The organism is Perlabentimonas gracilis, assembly GCF_011174675.1.
GTDB classification, from domain to species: Bacteria; Bacteroidota; Bacteroidia; order Bacteroidales; family Tenuifilaceae; genus Perlabentimonas; species Perlabentimonas gracilis.
The window spans coordinates 1-18979 of sequence record NZ_JAANIG010000003.1; the positions used below are offsets into that span (position 1 = coordinate 1).

General features: G+C 43.3%; 13 protein-coding genes. 2 read left to right on the forward strand and 11 right to left on the reverse strand.

Annotated elements, in window-relative coordinates:
* Positions 1–419: 419 nt before the first annotated feature.
* The 4 genes from G8O23_RS02095 to G8O23_RS02110 all read right to left on the reverse strand — a co-directional run bounded on the left by G8O23_RS02095 (position 420) and on the right by G8O23_RS02110 (position 4464).
* A complete protein-coding gene (locus tag G8O23_RS02095; RefSeq protein ID WP_166361270.1) occupies positions 420–1103 on the reverse strand; it encodes a HesA/MoeB/ThiF family protein in 684 nt (227 codons plus the stop codon).
* Positions 1104–1280: 177 nt separating this feature from the next.
* A complete protein-coding gene (locus G8O23_RS02100) occupies positions 1281–1505 on the reverse strand; it encodes a MoaD/ThiS family protein (RefSeq protein ID WP_166361272.1) in 225 nt (74 codons plus the stop codon).
* A 46-nt stretch (positions 1506–1551) separates the two neighbouring features.
* Positions 1552–2598, reverse strand: a complete 1047-nt coding sequence (locus tag G8O23_RS02105) for an SPASM domain-containing protein (protein WP_166361274.1) — start codon at positions 2596–2598, stop codon at positions 1552–1554.
* A 66-nt stretch (positions 2599–2664) separates the two neighbouring features.
* Positions 2665–4464, reverse strand: a complete 1800-nt coding sequence (locus G8O23_RS02110; RefSeq protein ID WP_166361276.1) for an aldehyde ferredoxin oxidoreductase family protein — start codon at positions 4462–4464, stop codon at positions 2665–2667.
* A 283-nt stretch (positions 4465–4747) separates the two neighbouring features.
* Here G8O23_RS02110 and G8O23_RS02115 point away from each other — a divergent pair, with 283 nt between their 5' ends.
* Positions 4748–6694 (forward strand): sigma-54-dependent Fis family transcriptional regulator, encoded by a 1947-nt coding sequence (locus G8O23_RS02115; RefSeq protein ID WP_166361278.1) that lies wholly within the window; start codon positions 4748–4750, stop codon positions 6692–6694.
* Positions 6695–6943: 249 nt separating this feature from the next.
* Here G8O23_RS02115 and G8O23_RS02120 read toward each other — a convergent pair whose 3' ends face one another.
* From G8O23_RS02120 to ercA, 6 genes are all read right to left on the reverse strand, one after another.
* Positions 6944–8104, reverse strand: coding sequence for a hybrid sensor histidine kinase/response regulator (locus G8O23_RS02120; RefSeq protein ID WP_166361280.1), 1161 nt, complete (start codon positions 8102–8104; stop codon positions 6944–6946).
* Positions 8105–8448: 344 nt separating this feature from the next.
* Entirely contained in the window at positions 8449–10494 is a 2046-nt protein-coding gene (locus G8O23_RS17265) for a methyl-accepting chemotaxis protein (RefSeq protein ID WP_219932372.1), read from the reverse strand.
* A gap of 224 nt (positions 10495–10718) precedes the next feature.
* Positions 10719–12371: a PAS domain-containing sensor histidine kinase gene (locus tag G8O23_RS02130; RefSeq protein ID WP_166361282.1), complete on the reverse strand. Its 1653-nt coding sequence runs from the start codon at positions 12369–12371 to the stop codon at positions 10719–10721.
* Positions 12372–12520: 149 nt separating this feature from the next.
* Positions 12521–13966: a sigma-54-dependent transcriptional regulator gene (locus tag G8O23_RS17515; protein ID WP_166361284.1), complete on the reverse strand. Its 1446-nt coding sequence runs from the start codon at positions 13964–13966 to the stop codon at positions 12521–12523.
* A gap of 3 nt (positions 13967–13969) precedes the next feature.
* Positions 13970–16177, reverse strand: coding sequence for a PAS domain S-box protein (locus G8O23_RS02140; RefSeq protein ID WP_166361286.1), 2208 nt, complete (start codon positions 16175–16177; stop codon positions 13970–13972).
* A 3-nt stretch (positions 16178–16180) separates the two neighbouring features.
* On the reverse strand, positions 16181–17353 hold the full coding sequence (gene ercA / locus G8O23_RS02145) for an alcohol dehydrogenase-like regulatory protein ErcA (RefSeq protein ID WP_166361288.1): 1173 nt from the start codon (positions 17351–17353) through the stop codon (positions 16181–16183).
* Positions 17354–17569: 216 nt separating this feature from the next.
* On the opposite strand from ercA, the gene purS reads away from it, so the two are divergent.
* A complete protein-coding gene (purS, locus tag G8O23_RS02150; protein WP_166361290.1) occupies positions 17570–17821 on the forward strand; it encodes a phosphoribosylformylglycinamidine synthase subunit PurS in 252 nt (83 codons plus the stop codon).
* 2 nt (positions 17822–17823) lie between these two features.
* On the opposite strand, the gene G8O23_RS02155 is transcribed toward purS, so the two are convergent.
* A complete protein-coding gene (locus tag G8O23_RS02155; RefSeq protein WP_166361292.1) occupies positions 17824–18918 on the reverse strand; it encodes a bifunctional 3-deoxy-7-phosphoheptulonate synthase/chorismate mutase type II in 1095 nt (364 codons plus the stop codon).
* Between the last annotated feature and the right edge of the window lie 61 nt (positions 18919–18979).

An 18979-nucleotide genomic window follows, 5' to 3' on the forward strand; every position in this document is an offset into this window, starting at 1 on the left:
CTTAAAATCCAAAAATAACACCTTAATAAATAACAAAAAAACAAACCTAAAATTAGCCCAAATCACAGATAGATGTTAGTTTTCCGAACATGACTGGGCGTTGCCCCATACCCCACTTACTTTTTTGCCTTGATGCAAAAAAGTAAGCAAAAAAAATCAAGGCTACGCCTGCCTCGCACGAAAAACTACGCTTGCAGGCGGAAAAAATCTGAACTCGCACCTCCTACGTCGGTGCTCAAACAGCAGATTTTTTTACCGCCTGCTGCACTTGTTTTTCGGCTCACCAGCCAATGCCAGAGGGAAAACGAATAGACCTCGGAAAAACGAATCATATTCTAAATTCGAGTTTTTCAGCAGACCCTATTTTACATTTTGATTTGAAATGTTTAAGGCATCTATGCTTGAACACGATTGGAGGCTTAGATAAAATCCAAAACCTCAAACTCTTGCTCAAAGGTATTGACCACGAGTAATCGATTGCGAAGCAATGTGCCCTTACCTGTGAGGATTTTTAGCACCTCAGCTACCTGAATTGAGGCAACAAGGGCGGGTGTAAATGAGGGATTACCAACATTCTGCTCAACCCCCTTATCTTGATCTCGGCGGTACAACCTTTCCAGAAGCTTGTCGCCCGGGAATATGGTTGCTACCTGCCCATACCAGCCTGCAATGGCGCCGTACACCATGGGGACTCCATTCCTCTCAGCGAATTTCTGAAGTATAAAACGAGATGAGACATTATCCAGGGCATCGCAAATAACATCATACCCTTTTGTTATCTCCTCGGCGTTAGCTTCATGTACATACACACTGAGGGGCTCAAGGTAAATATCAGGGTTTACCCTTACAACGTGTTCTTTGGCGGCAAGTGCTTTGGATTTCCCTACATTATCCACATTCGAAAGCAGCTGTCGGTTTAGATTGGTTTCGTCAAAAACATCGCCATCAACCGCAGTGATATGTCCAATCCCGAGCCGAGCAAGCTGGTCTACAATGTGGCCCCCCAAACCGCCACACCCCACCACAAGAACCCTCTTGTTTCGCAAAGACAGGTTCTGCTCGCGGGTGAGCATATTTTCATTCTTTATGTATCTGTTCTTCATGTTAGTATTGCTTGATTATTGATGTTGAATGTTAGATAGAAGGGCGAAGCCAGAAGTTGGAAAACAGAACACGGAACACACAAATGCCTTGACCGGCTCAACACAGGTTTTCGGATTTTAACCAACACCAAATAGCTAACAATTCAGCTTAATCAACTCAATTAACTTAAACGCACATCACCCTCCGCCCACAGGAGGGAATATGCTCAGCGTGTCGCCATCATTCAAATGCTGATCCATCAATCCATTCCGCCCATTAACAAACAGAATAGCTACATCCTCAAGAGGTATGTTAAGCTTTTTAATAATATCGGAAGGAGTAATATCGCTGGCAACATCCATTATCTGCTCACGCTCACGCCCTTCTCGCAGGGTGGCAAATAGTTTTACTTTAATTTGCATATTAATACTTTTTCTATGTTGATGCAAGGTAGCTTTGTGCTGATGTTTATGTGCAAATTACAAATTTTCTCGCCCACAGGCAATCGGAGCAATTGGGTTCCTCGCCATTACAGTCAAAGTCCACATCTTGGATAAGGCTACACCCCTCTACCAAATCGCAGTCGGGACAAGATGGGTAGTGGTTATTATATATTCTGTTACGAAATCGGAGATAAGCCTCGCTACTCCATATCTCCATGAGAGGTTTGTCTGCTAAATTTCCGAAGCTGAACTGTTTTAGAGTTTTAAACCTCCCAAATACCACCTCGCTACCCTGATGGCTGAAACGATAGCAGGGTGCCACCTCTCCCCTGGAAGTGATATAGGTGGCATTACCAGAAACAAAGGCGCAGCGCCTCTCTGTTTTTAGCTCCGCTTCGGGAAACTGCACACGCAAGCCCCGTTTAAACGAATGGTTACGGATTTTATGAAAAAGTTCCTTAAGCGGTTTGTTTTCATACCGCTGGTAAAGGATATCATCTGCCTGATCGGGATGCTGTGGCAAAAAGTGCGATATCACCAAATTGCGAATCTGCTTTTCGGCTAGCAAATCCATCAGCGGAAATATCTCGTGAACATTCTCTCTGGAGGCCACAAACTGAATATCTAGCCTTGGGTTACCTAATTTGTTCTCCAACTTTAATTGATTCAGGTAATCTACTGAGGATATCAGCTCATTAAACACCACGCCCCGATCCTGCATCATTCTATTCTCCATCCCATCAATGGATATAACAATTAGGTCAATGGCTGCAACCATATCTTTAGTTAACTTCTCCTTGATAAGAGTGCCATTTGTGGTTAGCAAAATTTCTTTTCCTGCAAGGCTTTTCACCATTTGCGGGAACAACGGAGAGACTAGAGGTTCCCCCATTCCGCCCAGCACAATGGTTTCAAGACTGCTTATGCTTTTAAGTTGCTTTACAACGTTTTCCCCAAGGCACTGGGTCATATCCATAGGTTCATTAACCCACTGATGGCGAAAACATATCCTGCAATCTAAATTACAAGCATCGGTTAGCTCTAGATATACTTTTCTGAGTGGACATACCATACAACTATAATGTTTGAAACCCCCATACTTTTTATGGGGGTTTCAGGTAATATAAGTCAAATTGACCTAGGAGGGAACTCCCAGCGAATCGAGTTTATCTTTTGTGGGAATACCTTTCTCGTCCCATCCCCTAACCTGATAGTATAGCGGAAGGAGTTCGGCTAACCCGCTTTTCATTCCCTTTGATGGGCCACTAGGTATAGCATCCTCAATCAATCGTTTTGGTAGTTTATCCTCTGAGGGGTCGATACCTGCTTTCAAGTTCCACACCCTTTCTAAGTTCCATATCCTATCACCTGCCTCCAGAATATCGGCTGCTGAGTGCTTCTTGCCAGTAACCGCCGAAAACATATCGGCATAATCGTCGGCTGTAAGGGCAAATGAGGTGAAAAGACACAAACCACAGGAATCGATAAATGCTGTGAGGTCTTGGAAAATCTTCACCCACTCGGGCTTACCCTTCAGCTCCGTTCTATCAAGCTTTTCTGGCAAGCCAAGTATCTCAGGGGAGATAAGGTAACCCCTAACATGGCATCCGCCACGATTAGATGTAGCGTACTGCAAACCTTGTCCTTGTATTCCACGCGGGTCGTAAGCGGGAAGTTCCTGCTTCTTAACGCTCATGGAGAGCTCAGGACGACCATAGGCATCGGCTAAGCGGTATGAGCCTTGCGCCATTAAAGTGGCGAGTTTGCCGTCGTTACGACCCATTTTCTTCACCCACTCCACCATTCCATCGGCATCGCCAAACTTAAGGCCAACACCATTTAGTTCATCATCCTTGATAAGTCCTATTTGGTACAACTCCATTGCAGTTGCAATGGTTACCCCAGCAGAAATTGTGTCAAGCCCCATTTCGTTACACCAAAAATTGGCCTTTATGGCGGCCTTCATGTCAGAAACACCACAAGCAGCGCTGAATGCCCAAACGGTTTCATACTCGGGCCCACCCGTTTCTATCTCATCGGCTTTGGAATATCTTCCACAGGCAATGGGGCATGCAAAGCAGGATTCGCGCTTAATGAGGAATTTCTCAGCAAGGGTTTCGCCACTCACCTCTTCGGCCTTATCAAAGTAAGATTCCTGAAAGTTATTGGTTGGGAATACGCCAGCTTCATTTATGATATTCACCAGAACGTTGGTTCCATAGGTTGGGAGTCCAGCACCAGTCACCCCATTTTCTTTGATTTGAACCCTTGATTTCTTCACAACTTCTTTCAATGCCTCAGGATCAGCCACCTCAGGCTTTGAGGTTCCCTTGATAACAATTGCCTTAAGGTTCTTACTGCCCACTACAGCACCAACTCCTGATCGGCCGGCGGCTCTATTTAAGTCGTTCATTACAGCAGCCATTTTGGAAAGATTTTCACCAGCAGGGCCAATGCAAAGCACTTTGGCTTTGTCGGGTGCATTTTTCATCACCTCGTTGGTAGTTTCAATGGTTGTTTTCCCCCAAAGATTTGAGGCATCACGAAACTCAACCTTGTCATCAACAATATAAATACTGGTTGGTTTTGCTGCTTTCCCCTCCAAAACAATGGCATCGTAACCAGCAAATTTCATTTCGGCACCCCAAAAACCTCCCGAGTTTGAGCTTGCAATGGTACCCGTTAGAGGCGACTTGGTAACAACCATATACCTGCCTCCAGCAGGTGTTGGAGTTCCTGTCATAGGCCCCGCGGCAATAATCACCTTGTTGTTTGGGTCAAAGGCATCGATGTTTGGATCCACTTCATCGAAAAATATTTTCGACCCAAGCCCACGTCCCCCGATGAATTTAACCGCTTCATTCAGGTTTAGATCTTCGAACCTGAAAGTTAAATCGGATAGGTTAACCCTTAAAATTTTTCCTCTGTATCCGTACATAATCTATACATTTTGGTTAGTAAATAGCGTTTTCAGTGATATCAGTTTAGCAACACCTAAGCCAAATTAGATATGGTACAGATCTTTAGCACCATAGAAGAAATACCAAATGATATTTATAATCCAAAGAGCAGCAAGTGTTATGATTCCTTACAGTTTATACTTATATTTGTGTTCAGTATATTTACAGTGCAAGATACGCGAACAGCAAAAGCAAGCATAACGAGTGGTCAGCAGAGATTATTCGTATTTAGAATCACTCTAAATTCATTACGCGAGAAATATGGCTAGCAAAGAAATTAAACAGCGAGAGATTATTAAGAAATCGCATCAGCGGTGCGAGGAATACGGGGTAAATAAGGAGCAGGTTTTCCCGAGTATTATTCTCAAGGGGGACGAGGTTTCGGATCATCTGGCTCAAAACGACTATTTGCTAAGAGTAGCATCCCCTTTCATTGACATTCTATATGATGCGGTGACCAACTCTGGTTTTTTTATCCTGCTAACCGATAATGAGGGCTGCATTCTCCGTTCGGTAGGCGATTCTGAGATTATCGAAGAATCGGAAAAGCTAAATATGGTTGTTGGAGCCTACATGAATGAAAAAAGCATTGGCACCAATGCTATGGGAACAGCCATAAGTGAGAATCAACCCATTCAGGTAACCGCATCGGAGCATTTCATATCGGCCTACCATCGCTGGACATGCTCTGCCGCCCCCATACACAACTGTAATGGGGAAATAATTGGCAGTTTAAATCTTACTGGCGAAAGCCATCTGGTGCATCCCCACACCCTTGGTCTAGTTGTGGCAGCAGTGCGGGCCATAAAAAATCAGATAATAGCCGACAATACCCTCGAAAAACTCAACGAGACTTTTTCCTACCTTGAATCTATCATTGAATCGGTTTCTGCTGGCATAATAGCGCTAGACATTAACGGGAAGATTAAAACCATAAACAACCTGGCGGCTTCAATGCTCAAACTAAAAAAAGAGGTATTTATTGAGACCTCGGTGGGAAAAATACTGCCACACTGGAAACGTATTGTAGAGCGGTTTAAACGCGGAGAATCGTATGTTGATGTTGAGACCGAATTCTCGGTGAATGGCATTAGGGAAAGATACGACCTTAGTGCATACCCAATATTCGACCCCAACAAAAAGATTATAGGAATGGTTGTGGTGATTAAGGTATTACAAAAAATATTTAATCTGGTAAACAAGTACTCCGGTATGCGAGCTCACTACACCTTTGAGGATATTATTGGCAAAAGCCCAGAGTTCCGGCAGGTAATTGAACATGCCACACAAATATCTGGATCGACCTCAACCGTGCTGTTAATGGGGGAGAGCGGCACGGGTAAGGAATTAATTGCTCAGAGCATACATAATGCCAGCCCAAGAAAAAACAATGCATTTATTGCCGTGAACTGCGGCGCTCTTCCAAAAAACCTGATTGAGAGTGAACTGTTTGGGCATGAAGAGGGTGCTTTCACGGGATCAAAAAAAGGAGGACACGCAGGCAAATTTGAACTGGCAAACGGGGGCACAATTTTTCTCGATGAGATTGGGGAGATGCCTCTGGATATGCAGGTGAATTTGCTTAGGGTTCTGCAGGAGGGGTACGTAACCCGCATAGGAGGATCAAAAAACATTCCAGTAAACGTGAGGGTTATTGCAGCCACTAAAAAGAATTTGATTGAGGAGGTGAAGAAAGGAACCTTTCGCGAGGATCTGTTTTATAGGCTCAGCGTTATCCCCTTGTTTATACCACCCCTAAGAAAGCGGGGGGATGACAAAAAAGCGCTCTTCGAATACTTCCTAAAGGTTAAGGCGCAAAAGCTCAGCAAACCCTTCCCGCCAATTTCACAGCAGCTTATTGGGCAAATTGAAAGTTACGAATGGCCCGGTAATGTTAGAGAGCTTGAGAATTATGTTGAAAACATTGTCAATTTTAATGGCACCAGTAGCTACAGCATTGTGAATCCACCCAATTCAGCGGACATTGACTTTAAGGCTTCTACAATGAGCAACGGCAATGGGCTTGAAAAGCATAGCGATGGCATAGGCGTAGACCCGGGATTCACTCTAGAGGAGTTGGAAAGGCAGACCATAGAGGAGTACTTTAAAAACTTTGAGGGCAATATTTCCAAAATCAGCCGAAAGCTTGGTATAAGCCGAACAACGTTGTACTCAAAAATGAAGAAGTATGATATAAAAACCAACTAGCTCAACCCTCAACGACTAATTATAATTGATTAGCAAACAAGCCCCGTACGGCACCACGCATCCCGCTTTGTGATTGAGCTTAGGCATTGAATCGAAATGGGCAGGCTTAACTCTTATAGCAGTTTTCGACAAACACCAATGCAGATTCGAATTAATTCTGGGTTAGAACTTAGTCACAAATCATCGCTTTCAAATCCGTTCTCTGGATTAGATTATCTTGAAACCTTTGGGGCGTAGCTGTATGGGCTACTAACAGGCTAGGCTCTTTTTAAGGATTAAAGAAAAAACCGAACCTCGGTTGGGCTCCGACTCAACACTAATCCTTCCTCCCAACAACTCCGCGTATGACTTGGCGATGAAAAGTCCAATGCCACTTCCACCGAACTGTCGTGTGCTCGAATCATCTACCTGCTTAAAAGGTTGAAAGATCATATCGATGTCCTTCTTGTCAATACCCATACCAGTGTCGGATACTCTAACCAGAACCACCTCGTCATCCGATATTTCGGAGCCATCAAGTACCGATATGGATATGGACCCCTTGGAAGTAAACTTGATGGCATTGTCTAAGAGAACCCTAAGGATATACTGAACCTTTAACTCATCATTTACAATAACGACCTCATCAATACCTTTACATTGCAGGGTCAAGTTCTTCTTCGCAACCCTATCTACCGCTTCGCCTACCAGTCTATTAACCATCGCTTTAATATCAAACGGGGTACTACTCACAACCACCTGATTGCTGAAGATTAAAGCACTTTCTAAAATATTATGAATTGTTCTTAGCAACTCATAACCACCTTGTATCACCAAATCGGAGTATGCAGCAACCTTGGTGTCGGACGGTAAGTTCTGCTTAATAAGGTTTGAAAAGCCAATAATACTGTTTAGGGGTGTACGTATTTCATGTGAGATATTTTGAAGAAACACATTCTTTACCCTATTGGCCTCCTTCTCTCTTCTAATAGCAACCTCCAAGGCCTCGTTTTGTTGGAGCAGCTCTGCATTTAACCTTTTGTTGTCGCGCTTAACTTCAAAATGTTCGAGTGCATTCTTAAGTGTAATAGTTAACTCATCATAGTTCCATGGCTTTTGAATAAACCCGTAAAAGCAATTCATATTCATAGCCTTAATCACAACGTCCATATCGGCCCAGGCCGAAGTTATAATGAATATTAGGTCGGGGAACTCATCCTTTATCCTATCGACAAATGAGATACCATCTTCCTTGGGCATTTTATAATCCACCAGAACCACACCAATATCATCAGATGATTGAAGGATTGAATAGGCGACTTGAGAGTTTTCTGCAGTTTCAATGCCAAACGATCGGGAAAGGCTAATCTCAAAACCCGTTAGATTCTCCTTGTCATCATCAACATATAGTATTTTTGAATTGAACTTCATAGCATTCTATAGAATTAAGCCTATGGCTAATGGTTTAAATCACTGTGTGCAAAACTTAATGGTTAACTAAGAAACTGTTTAAGTTTTAATCAACATATTTGTTATCAATTGCCACGGGCTTCAGCCCGTGGATAAGAATTAAGGTGTTAACTTTGGCTTCAGCCAAATGAAATAGTTCCTAATTTGGGCTAAAGCCCAGCACTCTTTCCTTTGTTTTAACCCACGGGCTGAAGCCCGTGGCAACTTATAGAGTGCTTTACTAGAATAAAATTTAAACAGTTTCAAAAAAGCCCGCTCGATATGTCGCCATAAAAGAGCGGGCTTAGTGGTTACTAGCAAATTAGCTAAAAGTTTTCGTAGTCGCTATCGCGCTTTTGAGTATCGAATCCCTTGAGGGTTACGCCCTTTTTGCCAGAAGTATCGGGTTTTGAGGTATTCTTCGCCATAGGCTGACTATAAACCTTAGGTGCAGTTGGGCTTTTGGCTTTTCTCCCATTATCAATTCGAAAGAAGCTTATAAGCTCTTTAAGCTGTTCGGCCTGGCTACTAAGCTCCTCGGAACTAGTGGCAAGCTCTTCACTCGAAGCGGCATTCTGCTGGGTTACGGTGTTAAGCTGCTGAATGGCATTATTAATCTGATCCGATCCGGAGTTTTGCTCTATGCTAGCCGCAGCAATCTCTTGGACCAGCTTAGCGGTTTTCTCAATCTCGGGAATTAGGCTACCCATTAGTTCCGATGCGTCTTCGGTTACATTTACACTTTTTGAGGCTAGGGCTACAATTTCATCGGCTGCAATTTTACTACGCTCGGCCAGCTTACGCACCTCGGCGGCTACCACAGCAAACCCTTTGCCATGCTCACCTGCACGAGCAGCCTCAACGGCGGCATTAAGCGCCAGAATATTGGTTTGGAAAGCAATATCATTGATAATCCCAATTTTATCAGCAATATTTCGAATAGACTCTAGGCTCTCTTTTGAAGCGTTTCCTACCTTCTCAACACCCTGAGAAACGTTGAGCGTAATTTTCTCGGTTTGCTGTGCATTATCGGTATTCTGCTGAATATTGGCCGCCATCTGCTCCATCGATGAGCTAACCTCCTCGGCAGCCGAGGCTTGCTCACTGGCTCCTTGGGACAGCTGCTGCGAGGCTGAGCTAACTTCAAATCCTGCTCCAGAAATACTATCGGCTCCCGACTGGATGTTCTCCACAATATCCTTAAGCTTCTCAACCATATTTCTTAAGGCATCGGCCAGTTCTCCTACCTCATCCTTTTGGTACACGTCAACCGTTACGCTCAGATCGCCATCGGCAACTTTTTTGGCAAACTCAACCCCTTTGCGTAGGGCCACCACTACCGATTGCACAATGGTTCGAAGAACTAGAATCACCAGACCAACGGATATTAGTGTTACTAAAAGTATGGCAATCCGCGTTCTGTTTAATATCTTGTTCATCTCACTCTCGTAAAACCCAACGGTAACGAAAGCGTCAATCGGCTCAAAGTACTTCACGTATTGCACTTTCCTTTGCCCCTGCCACATATACTCATCGCGGACAACCTGACCCGTTTTGTGATTTAGCATAAACTTAAAGAAACCTTCGTTACTAATGTTAGTTCCCACATCGGTGGGGTGTACTACAAGTGTACCATCGGCTCCTACAATGTATGGGTAACCTGTATCGAAGAATTTTTTCTTGTTAAACAGTGTGGATATTTGGGTTAAATTCTTTTCGGGCATGCCAACGTAAACCATACCCTTAATCTCACCATTAACCCGAATGGGCTCGTATGCTGTAAGGTACCAATCGTTAACCACCCAGGCACGCCCAGTAAACGTTTGTCCTCGCTCAATGGCCTGAGCAACTGGATTGTCAAATGGTATAAATGTTCCAAGGGCACGGCTTCCATCGTTGGCTCTAACGTTTGTAGCTATCCTGAGATATCCCTGTGGAACTTTTTGAAAAATCGTTGCTGTTGCAACGCCCATATTGCTTATGGCATCGACAATCTCGGTACTATTTTGCAGCTGCTGACCATTTAAATACCACTTATTGACATTGATGTTTGATGACGCACCTGTAAATTGATTTCTCGCGTTGTAGGTGATTAACTCATCGGATGTTTCAATAATTTCGCCTTGACGAGACAGGTAGTTGCTAGCAAGATGTAGCGAGATATTTACCTTTTCTCTATTCCCTTGAAGTTCTACAGATATCACCTCTACAAGGTCGTTTACCTGCTCAACCATTCTCTCATCGGTACTGGTTATAATCTGATTTTGTAGCGTTGTGTTTACGTATATGCCAAAAACGGCAAATGCCACAACCAGAAAGCCCCCCATGATAAGGTTTAGGCGTGTTCCAATTTTAAGATCGTTTAATTTCATAGTTTTATCCTCCATTTAGTTGTTGTTTCCCAATTTAGGTTACCTTGCGATGTAAACATTAGCATTTGCTACAAAGGTTACCACATTACATACCACAACTTACAACAACCTCCCTATCATACACTTAAAATATTTAGCCTACACTTACACCGTATAAAAAATGCACGATATTTCGTGCATTACTGAAATATCGTGCGCTAGTATGGCTGGATAATTCTACAAACCTAACCATTCTGTCGAGGCAAACTAAACCAAAACTGACTTCCCTGACCCACTTTACTATCTACCCAAATCTTCCCTCCATGTATTTCGACAAACTCTTTGCATATCAACAACCCGAGACCATTTCCTTGCTCATTATTAGTGCCGGATGTTGTGTAGGGTGTTGTAAAGCCCCAGAGCTTACTTATATTCTCAGAGCTAATACCAACCCCAGTATCGCGAACACAGATAGTTGTCGACCCAGAATCAACGTTCAAAAGGATGGTAACAGATCCACCAAAATTTGTGAATTTTATAGCATTGGAAACCAAATTACGCATAACGGCTGTCATCATATTTTTATCGGCAGCTAATATTACTGGTTGCTGAGGATATTCGATAGATATTTTTTTCTGGTTCAATATCGGGGCAAACTCCAATGCAACTCCTTTGCATATCTCATAAAAGTCAATATTTTGAATTTCAGGTTGCATCTTGCCCGATTGAGCTTTCGACCAAAGCAAAAGATTTTGTAGGAGGTTGAACGTAGAGTTGGATATATCATTAAAAAGATTTAGCAATTTCTCAACCTCCTCTCTTTTGAAATCCAGATGATATCTTTTAAGCACATCGGATGTGGATACCAAATTGGCAATCGGGTTCTTCAGGTCATGGGCAAGGATTTGCAGGAATCGATCCTTGTCGGCATTGAGCTGCCTGAGCATTTGTTCAGTTTCTTTTAGCTCAGTAATATCACGGGTTACACCCTGAATGCCTACTGGCTTACCCTTTTCATCGCGAACAAAGGAGATGTGCATTGAAGTTTCGATAATAGTACCATCGGCCTTAATTAGCTGTGCCTCCACTACTCTCGACCTATCCCTTTCAAACGATGAGCATTTTTCGTTTTCAAACTCTTCATTTAGAACCGCTTTAAGATACGCAATGGTTTCGGGGGGATGCCTTTGCTCAACGTTGCGTTTCAGGTACTGCTCAACAGTATCGCCATGCATCCTCTCTATAGAAGGAGTAACAAATGTAGTGTTCAGATTAAGATCGGTTACAAAAACCACATCGCGAATATTATCGGTAATGCGCCTAAGGTTAGATTCGCTTTGTATTAATGCTTTCTCTGCTAAATTTTTTCGAAGTGTAAGCGCGGTGAGATAGGCGAAAGAATTAAGCAGGCCTATGCTTGGGTGAGGCTGATTCTCCCTAAATGCCAAAAGCGTAGTACCATACAGTTTGCCTGACAAAATATGGGCTACACCATAAAAATATTTGATGCCTGTAATTTTTTGCAAAGCCACATCCACAGCTTTCGGGATTGAACCAAAAGTGATCTGTGTCAACGATTTAGAAACAGCTATTCTCTCCTCAACAATCTGAACATAGGCTTCATCGCTTAAAGGGCTAGGCGTTTCGAGCACTTTCGATCCAACAATCTTTATCACAGTATTAAGCATGTTGCCGTCACCCTCTATACCCTTTACAATCATTGTCTTTTGGGCTTCGTTATACAGGCTAAAAAAACCTAACACTGCATTTGTATGCGTTCTAATACTATGAAGCAATGGGACAATAATATCCTGGCCGGCTTCTAGTTCGGCCAGCTGAAAGGTAAGGGAGTTTAAAAACTTACTGTCCATACTCCCCACTAATGATTCGTCTTTCATTCTCTTCTAATTAGTTAATCTTGACCGCATAAAAACAACACCATATTTAGTGCCAGCAAGACCTTACATTAGGTAATGAGCCGCATATCGAAGACCCAATGATTAATATAGGAAAAAGGCATAATCGGCGAAATACGAAATATCAGAGATTAAATGGGGCGTTCAATGCCCAATTTTTTCATACGAGATTCTAGGGTATTAGGATTTATCTTCAAGAGCTCCGCTGCACCGTTTTTCCCTCTGACTTTCCACTTGGTATGCTTAAGTGCTTTTAAAATGTGCTCTCGCTCATTCTCCTGAAGAGGTATTATATTTTTGTTTGGATGAGCAGTTTCTTTGGATGGATTAAACCAACCGCCAATATCGAGCTTGCTACCTGTGCTAAGCACGTAGGCTCGCTCAACCACATTGCTTAGCTCTCTAATATTTCCAGGCCAGTGATACTCCATTAGGCTTTCCATAGCCTTTTGTGGAATGGCATTAATGCTTCGCCCCATCTCCCTGTTGAGCAATGCTATAAAGTGTTCAACAATTAAGGGGATATCCTCCCTCCTGTCGCGCAAAGGAGGAACGGTAATTGGGAGAATATTAAGGCGGTAGAATAAATCGCTTCTGAAAGATCCCTTCTCAACCTCTTGCTCCAGATTTCTATTTGTGGCGGCAATCAGCCTAAAATCTGTTTCAATAACCCTATTACCGCCTATACGCTCAAACTCTCCCTCCTGCAACACCCTTAGGAGTTTTGGCTGCATAGCCAGGGGCAACTCGCCAATCTCATCAAGGAAAAGGGTCCCTCTGTGGGCGATTTCAAACTTTCCGTACTTCAATTTGTCTGCTCCTGTGAAAGCGCCCTTTTCATGCCCAAACAGTTCACTCTCAATCAGGGTCTCAGGAATGGCAGCACAATTAATTTTCACGAGCAGACTATTCTTGCGATTACTGTGGCTATGAATCGCCTTGGCAAAGAGTTCCTTTCCTGTGCCTGTCTCACCAAGCAGTATAATAGAGGCATTAGATTTAGCTGCATGGATGGCTTGCCGAAGGGCCGATTTGAGAACTTTGCTTTTGCCCACAATATCAGCGGTCAACCTCTGGTCGAGGAACTCGTCCTTTAGCTGAATATTTTCCTCCTCCAGCTTCTCCTTAAGCGTATTAATCTCATCGTATGCTAATTGCAATCGCTTAACCTGTCCAACCAAATCATTTATTAAGGTGATATTCTTTTTCCTTAACTCATGAGCATCAAAAGCACTATCGAGGGTTTGTCTTAAATCCTGAATATTCCATGGCTTGAGTAGATATCGAAAAATTCCACCCTGATTTAGGGCTTTGAGCATAGCCTCGTTATCATCGTATGCAGTAAGAATTATTATAACTACAGAAGGGAACTCCTCCTGTACCATTTTGGCCAGGTCCAACCCCGTGATGTTGGGCATACGCTGATCAGTTAGTAGGACTTTAACCTCCTCCTCTGCAATTACTCTTAGGGCTTGCGTTGGATCATCTAGAGTTAAAACAGTATACCACTTTTTGAGGGCAACCTCAAGAGTAAAGAGGTTATTAGGCTCATCATCAACGTATAAAAGTTTTCTCACAGTCTACTTTTTTGGTAAATATATTGAAAATTCTGTTCCTTTACCCTCCCTGGAGTTCACCCTAATCTCCCCATTATGATCGGAGATAATGCCGTGAACAATGGAAAGGCCCAAGCCTGTGCCCTCACCAACCGGTTTGGTCGTAAAAAATGGGTCGAATATTCGTTGTTCTAGGCCAGCGGGGATACCTATTCCCGAATCTTTTATACTAATTACGTACTTATCCTCATCCTGAAGATAAGTGGTTTGTATTTCAACAGTACCTTGCCCTTCGATAGCCTGGATAGAGTTAACCAGAACATTAAGAAATACCTGCCCCAACTTTCCTGGGAAACAGTATATCTCATCATCGTCGCAAAGGCTTGTGGTAATTGTAATGCTATGCTTATACTTATTATAAAGTATTGTTAGGGCAGAGTTTATCAACTCATTTAGGCTTGCAACTGACTTATTCTCATCATCGAGCCGTGCAAAGGTACGGAGGCCTTTCACTATCGACATTGTTCGGTCTACCCCAGTACGTATTGATTTAATAAGCTTAGGAATTGTTTCCATACTACTTTTCACATCGTATTGGGCATCTATCTGATGAAGTAAGCCAATTTCATCCTGGGGATAAAGCGCCCTAAAGGCTCTTGAGTACTCACGAATGGCCGATGTTAAATCGTTCACTTCCATCTCTAGGCCAACCACACCACTACTAATAAAATTTATGGGATTGTTTATTTCGTGGGCAATGCCCGATGTGAGCACGCCCAACGAAGCCATTTTCTCTGCTAAAACAAGTTGTTTTTGCGCGTTCTTGAGCTTTCCAAGGGTATCCTCTAGCTCGGCTCTTTGGAAGTACAGCTCCTCGTTAATAGAGGTTAGCTCCTCGTTGGCCGCCTCCAGCTCCTCGGTACGAGACTTCACAAGGTACTCTAAATCTTTCTGGTGCCTTTGTATTTCGAACTCTAACAATTTCCTATCTGTGATATCGGAATGGGTTCCAATAATTCGGACAACATTTCCTTCAGAGTCCCACTCAACCACCTTACCCCTCCCCCTTATCCACATCCAGGTGTTATCCTTCCTAAGGAAACGAAATTCTACGTCGAAACCCACTGAATCTTTATGAAGTCGAGACTCAAGCTCTGCTAAACTACGATCCAAATCATCGGGATGAACTCGTTTTTTCCACTCATTCAGGTTATGGGGAAAATCGTTGGGTGAGTAACCTGCTATGGTGTAATATCTTTTATCAAAATAAACATAGCCTGTTTTAAGGTTCCAATCCCAAATACCATCGTTAACAGCCTGCAGCGCTAAGTCGTACCGTTCTTCGCTATCCCTCAACTTGTCCTGCGCTTTTCTGCTTTCTGTAACATCACGTATTACCACCTGAAGAAACCTATCGTTACCTTTTGCTACTGTTGCTGCTCTTGCTTCGCCATATTTCAGTTTTCCCGATTTAGTAGACCATTTCAAGTCGAATGGTTTATCAAGATCTCCCTTAACTGCTCTTTCAAATAGCTTTTTGTAGTTTGCCTCATCCTCTTTTAAGATAGTAGGAATTGATAGCAGGTACTTACCCTCAAACTCCTCTTTGGGGTATCCTGTTAGTTCAATGAATGCCCTATTCACCGACATAATAATACCATGAAGGGAAATGGTAAATATTCCATCGGGTGAAAGTTCCACAATGTTTCGAAATTTCTCCTCACTTGCTTTAGCTGCATTGCGAGCCAGCAAAAGGTTGTCCTCATACTTCTTCCGCTCAGTAAAATCTCGAATTACAGCAACTAATACTTTTTTCTGGTTCCAAATAATTGGGCTAACAGATATTTGCACATCAATAACCTGAGCCGTACCCCGTTGGTATACCTCCCACTCAAACACCATAGTAGTGCCCTTAATTGCTTGGCTCCATTTTGCAATAATATCTTTGGGGTTCAATTCTGGGCTCGAAAAATCGATGAGGGAGTAAGCGTCGGCCTTTGAATTATCGATTCCAAGTAGCTCCTCGGCCTTCTTGTTAAGCGACAGCAAGCTTCCTTTTACCGTATGAATTACAATACTATCGCTAATGCTATCGATTATTGCACTCAGATTTTTTTGATTAGCCTCAAGCGCACTGATCTTTGCCTGCAATTCTGGGTAATAGCTCTTCTTCATTGAGGTGTCGCCCAGACCAATTATCTTTTTTCTGTACTCTTCCCAATTATTCTCCATATCCTAAATCGCTTCGGAATATATTGATGCCAAATCGGCTTTGGTTGGAACTCTTGGGTTGGTAGCGTTACACGGGTCATTTATAGCTTTATCGGACAAGATGCTAATCAGATCGCTTTTCACGCCTTTAGTTCCCAAGGTTGAATCGATGCCAACGCTCTCTTTAAAACTGATAATATATTCGACAATTTGTTTTTTTGCCTCTGGCAAGGCCTTACCCATGATATCAACACCCAGTTTCTGAGCAATGGTTAAATACTTTAACTCGGCTTTATTAAAATTGTAATCAACCACATGGGGCAGCAAAATGGCATTACACTCGCCGTGAGGCAAATCGAGGTATCCACCTAAACTATGGGCTAAGGAGTGCACGCAGCCCAAACTTGCATTGGAGAATGCTAACCCTGCATACATACTAGCCAGCATTACCCTGCCCCTAAACTGAATATCTGTAGGGTTTTGAATTGATGCCAAAAGATTCGCATTCATAAGGCCAATGGCCTCTAGGGCATACATATCGGTGAATGCTGAGCTGGCATTGGAAACATATGCCTCAAAGGCATGGGCAAGGGCATCCATTCCAGTGCAGGCGGTTAAAAATGAATCCATGGTGGTAAGCACGACTGGATCGACAAGCGCTACATCAGGCACTGTTGCCTTACTTATAATGGCCATCTTGTACTTTTGGTCATACCTGTTAATTATGGCAAACTGTGATAGATCGGCAGCTGTGCCAGCTGTTGTGGGAATACATATTAGCGGGGGCATTGGGTAGCCAATTTTATCAACCCCTTCGAACTTTTCTATTGATTTGTGGTTAGTGGAAACAATACCAATGCCCTTTGCACAGTCCATTACGCTTCCACCCCCTAAAGCTAAAATCATATTGCAGCCTGATGCTCGGTAAATATCGGCCCCTTCCATCACCTCAAAATCTCTGGGATTGGGCGAAACCGATGAGAAAACGATGTGTTCAATCCCATTCTCCAGCAAACCTTCTTGAAGTTCGGCAAGCCATGGTGTAGCGGCTATACCTAAATCGGTTACCAGAAGCACCTTTTTACAGCCAAGCTGTTTGCAATAATTACTGGCCAATAGGCGTGCATCAGCGCCAAAGATAAACTCTGGCGCCACAAACTTTCGGAGTTCAAGCTGAATATTGTCCGTGTGAGACATATAGCTTTGATTTTTGACCATCACATAAATCGAAAAAATTATTACTAAATTTATGAAGAAAAGTTTAACCTAAGGATTAGATTTACACCAAATCAAAAAAAACGTAGATTAATAGCTCTTCCAGCAAATCGCTTCAAGTAAAATTCTTTCTCGAGTTAAAGTGCTTTACTTTTCGTCCTTTTTTTTAATTTTGCGCTAACAAAAAAGCAAATCAGTATGAAATTTATTGCAGAGATAAACGTGATGCCCCTTAAAGCGCTGCTTGATCCACAAGGAAAGGCTGTTGGAATGGTTATGCAGAACACAGGTTACACCGAGATTTCGAATGTGCGCATTGGTAAGCATATTACCCTCGAGATTGAAGCCCCCACCAAGGAGGCTGCTATGGAACGGGTAAACGAAGCCTGCTCGAAAGTGCTAACGAACCCAATAATGGAAGGTTACGAGTACAAAATTACCGAAGCGTAGAGTTACTCTGCTGCATCATCGGGAGATATAATATCGGCCTGCTTACGGATTGACTCCTTATGGACCAACCGAAGCAGGTCTTTTACGTATTGGGACGATAGCCCAAGCTTCTCTCCCACCTCAATTCGCATTTTAATCATCTCTTCCCAGCGTCGGAGCTGCATAATGGCCACATTGTTCTGCAGCTTATACTCCCCGATATGCCTTACAACCTCCATCCGTTGCGACAGCAAATCCAGCAGCTGCAGATCGATGGAATCAATCTTCTCGCGCATCGACTCAAGCAAATCGATTGACTCAATGGTTGAGGGAGTAATTTTTCGATACGATAACGAAGAAAGCATTTGCCCCAACACCTCGGGAGTAACCTGCTGCTTGGCATCGCTAAGAGCTTTTGATGGGTTTACGTGCGACTCTATCATGAGCCCATCCATCGACAGGTCAAGGGCTTTCTGAGCCACATCGGGTATTAGCTCTGGCTTGCCCGAGATATGGCTAGGATCACAAATAATGGGTAAATCGGGCATAATAGATCTCAGATCGATGGAAACCTCCCACTTGGGAACATTTCTGTACATCGATTTTTGAAAGGGTGAGAACCCTCGATGAATACCACCTAGCCTGGTAACGCCCACCTTGGCAAAGCGTTCAATTACACCAATCCAAAGTTCCAAATCGGGGTGAATAGGGTTCTTCACAAGCACAGGTATGTTAACACCGGCCATAGCCGAGGCCAGCTCATCAACGGAGAATGGGTTTGATGAGGTTCGTGCTCCTACCCAGAAAACATCAACACCACACCTAAGAGCCGCCTCAACATGCTGTGGGGTAGCCACCTCAACAGCGAGCATCATCCCGGTTTCGGCCTTGGCATCGGCTAACCATTCTAGCGCTGGCTCACCAGCCCCCTGAAAGGTTCCCGGACGCGAGCGTGGTTTCCACACTCCAGCCCTATACACATCTACCCTTCCCAAAGCAGCTAGCTGACGCGCCGTTTGCATAACCTGCTCAGGGCTTTCAGCGCTACATGGGCCAGCAATTATTAATGGCTCATCTGTAGATTTGGAGAACCACTGGGATATAGGCAGAATACTCATTGTTGATTAAATTTTTGCAAAGGTAGCTAATTGAGTAGTAAACACAAGGTATGGGCAATTG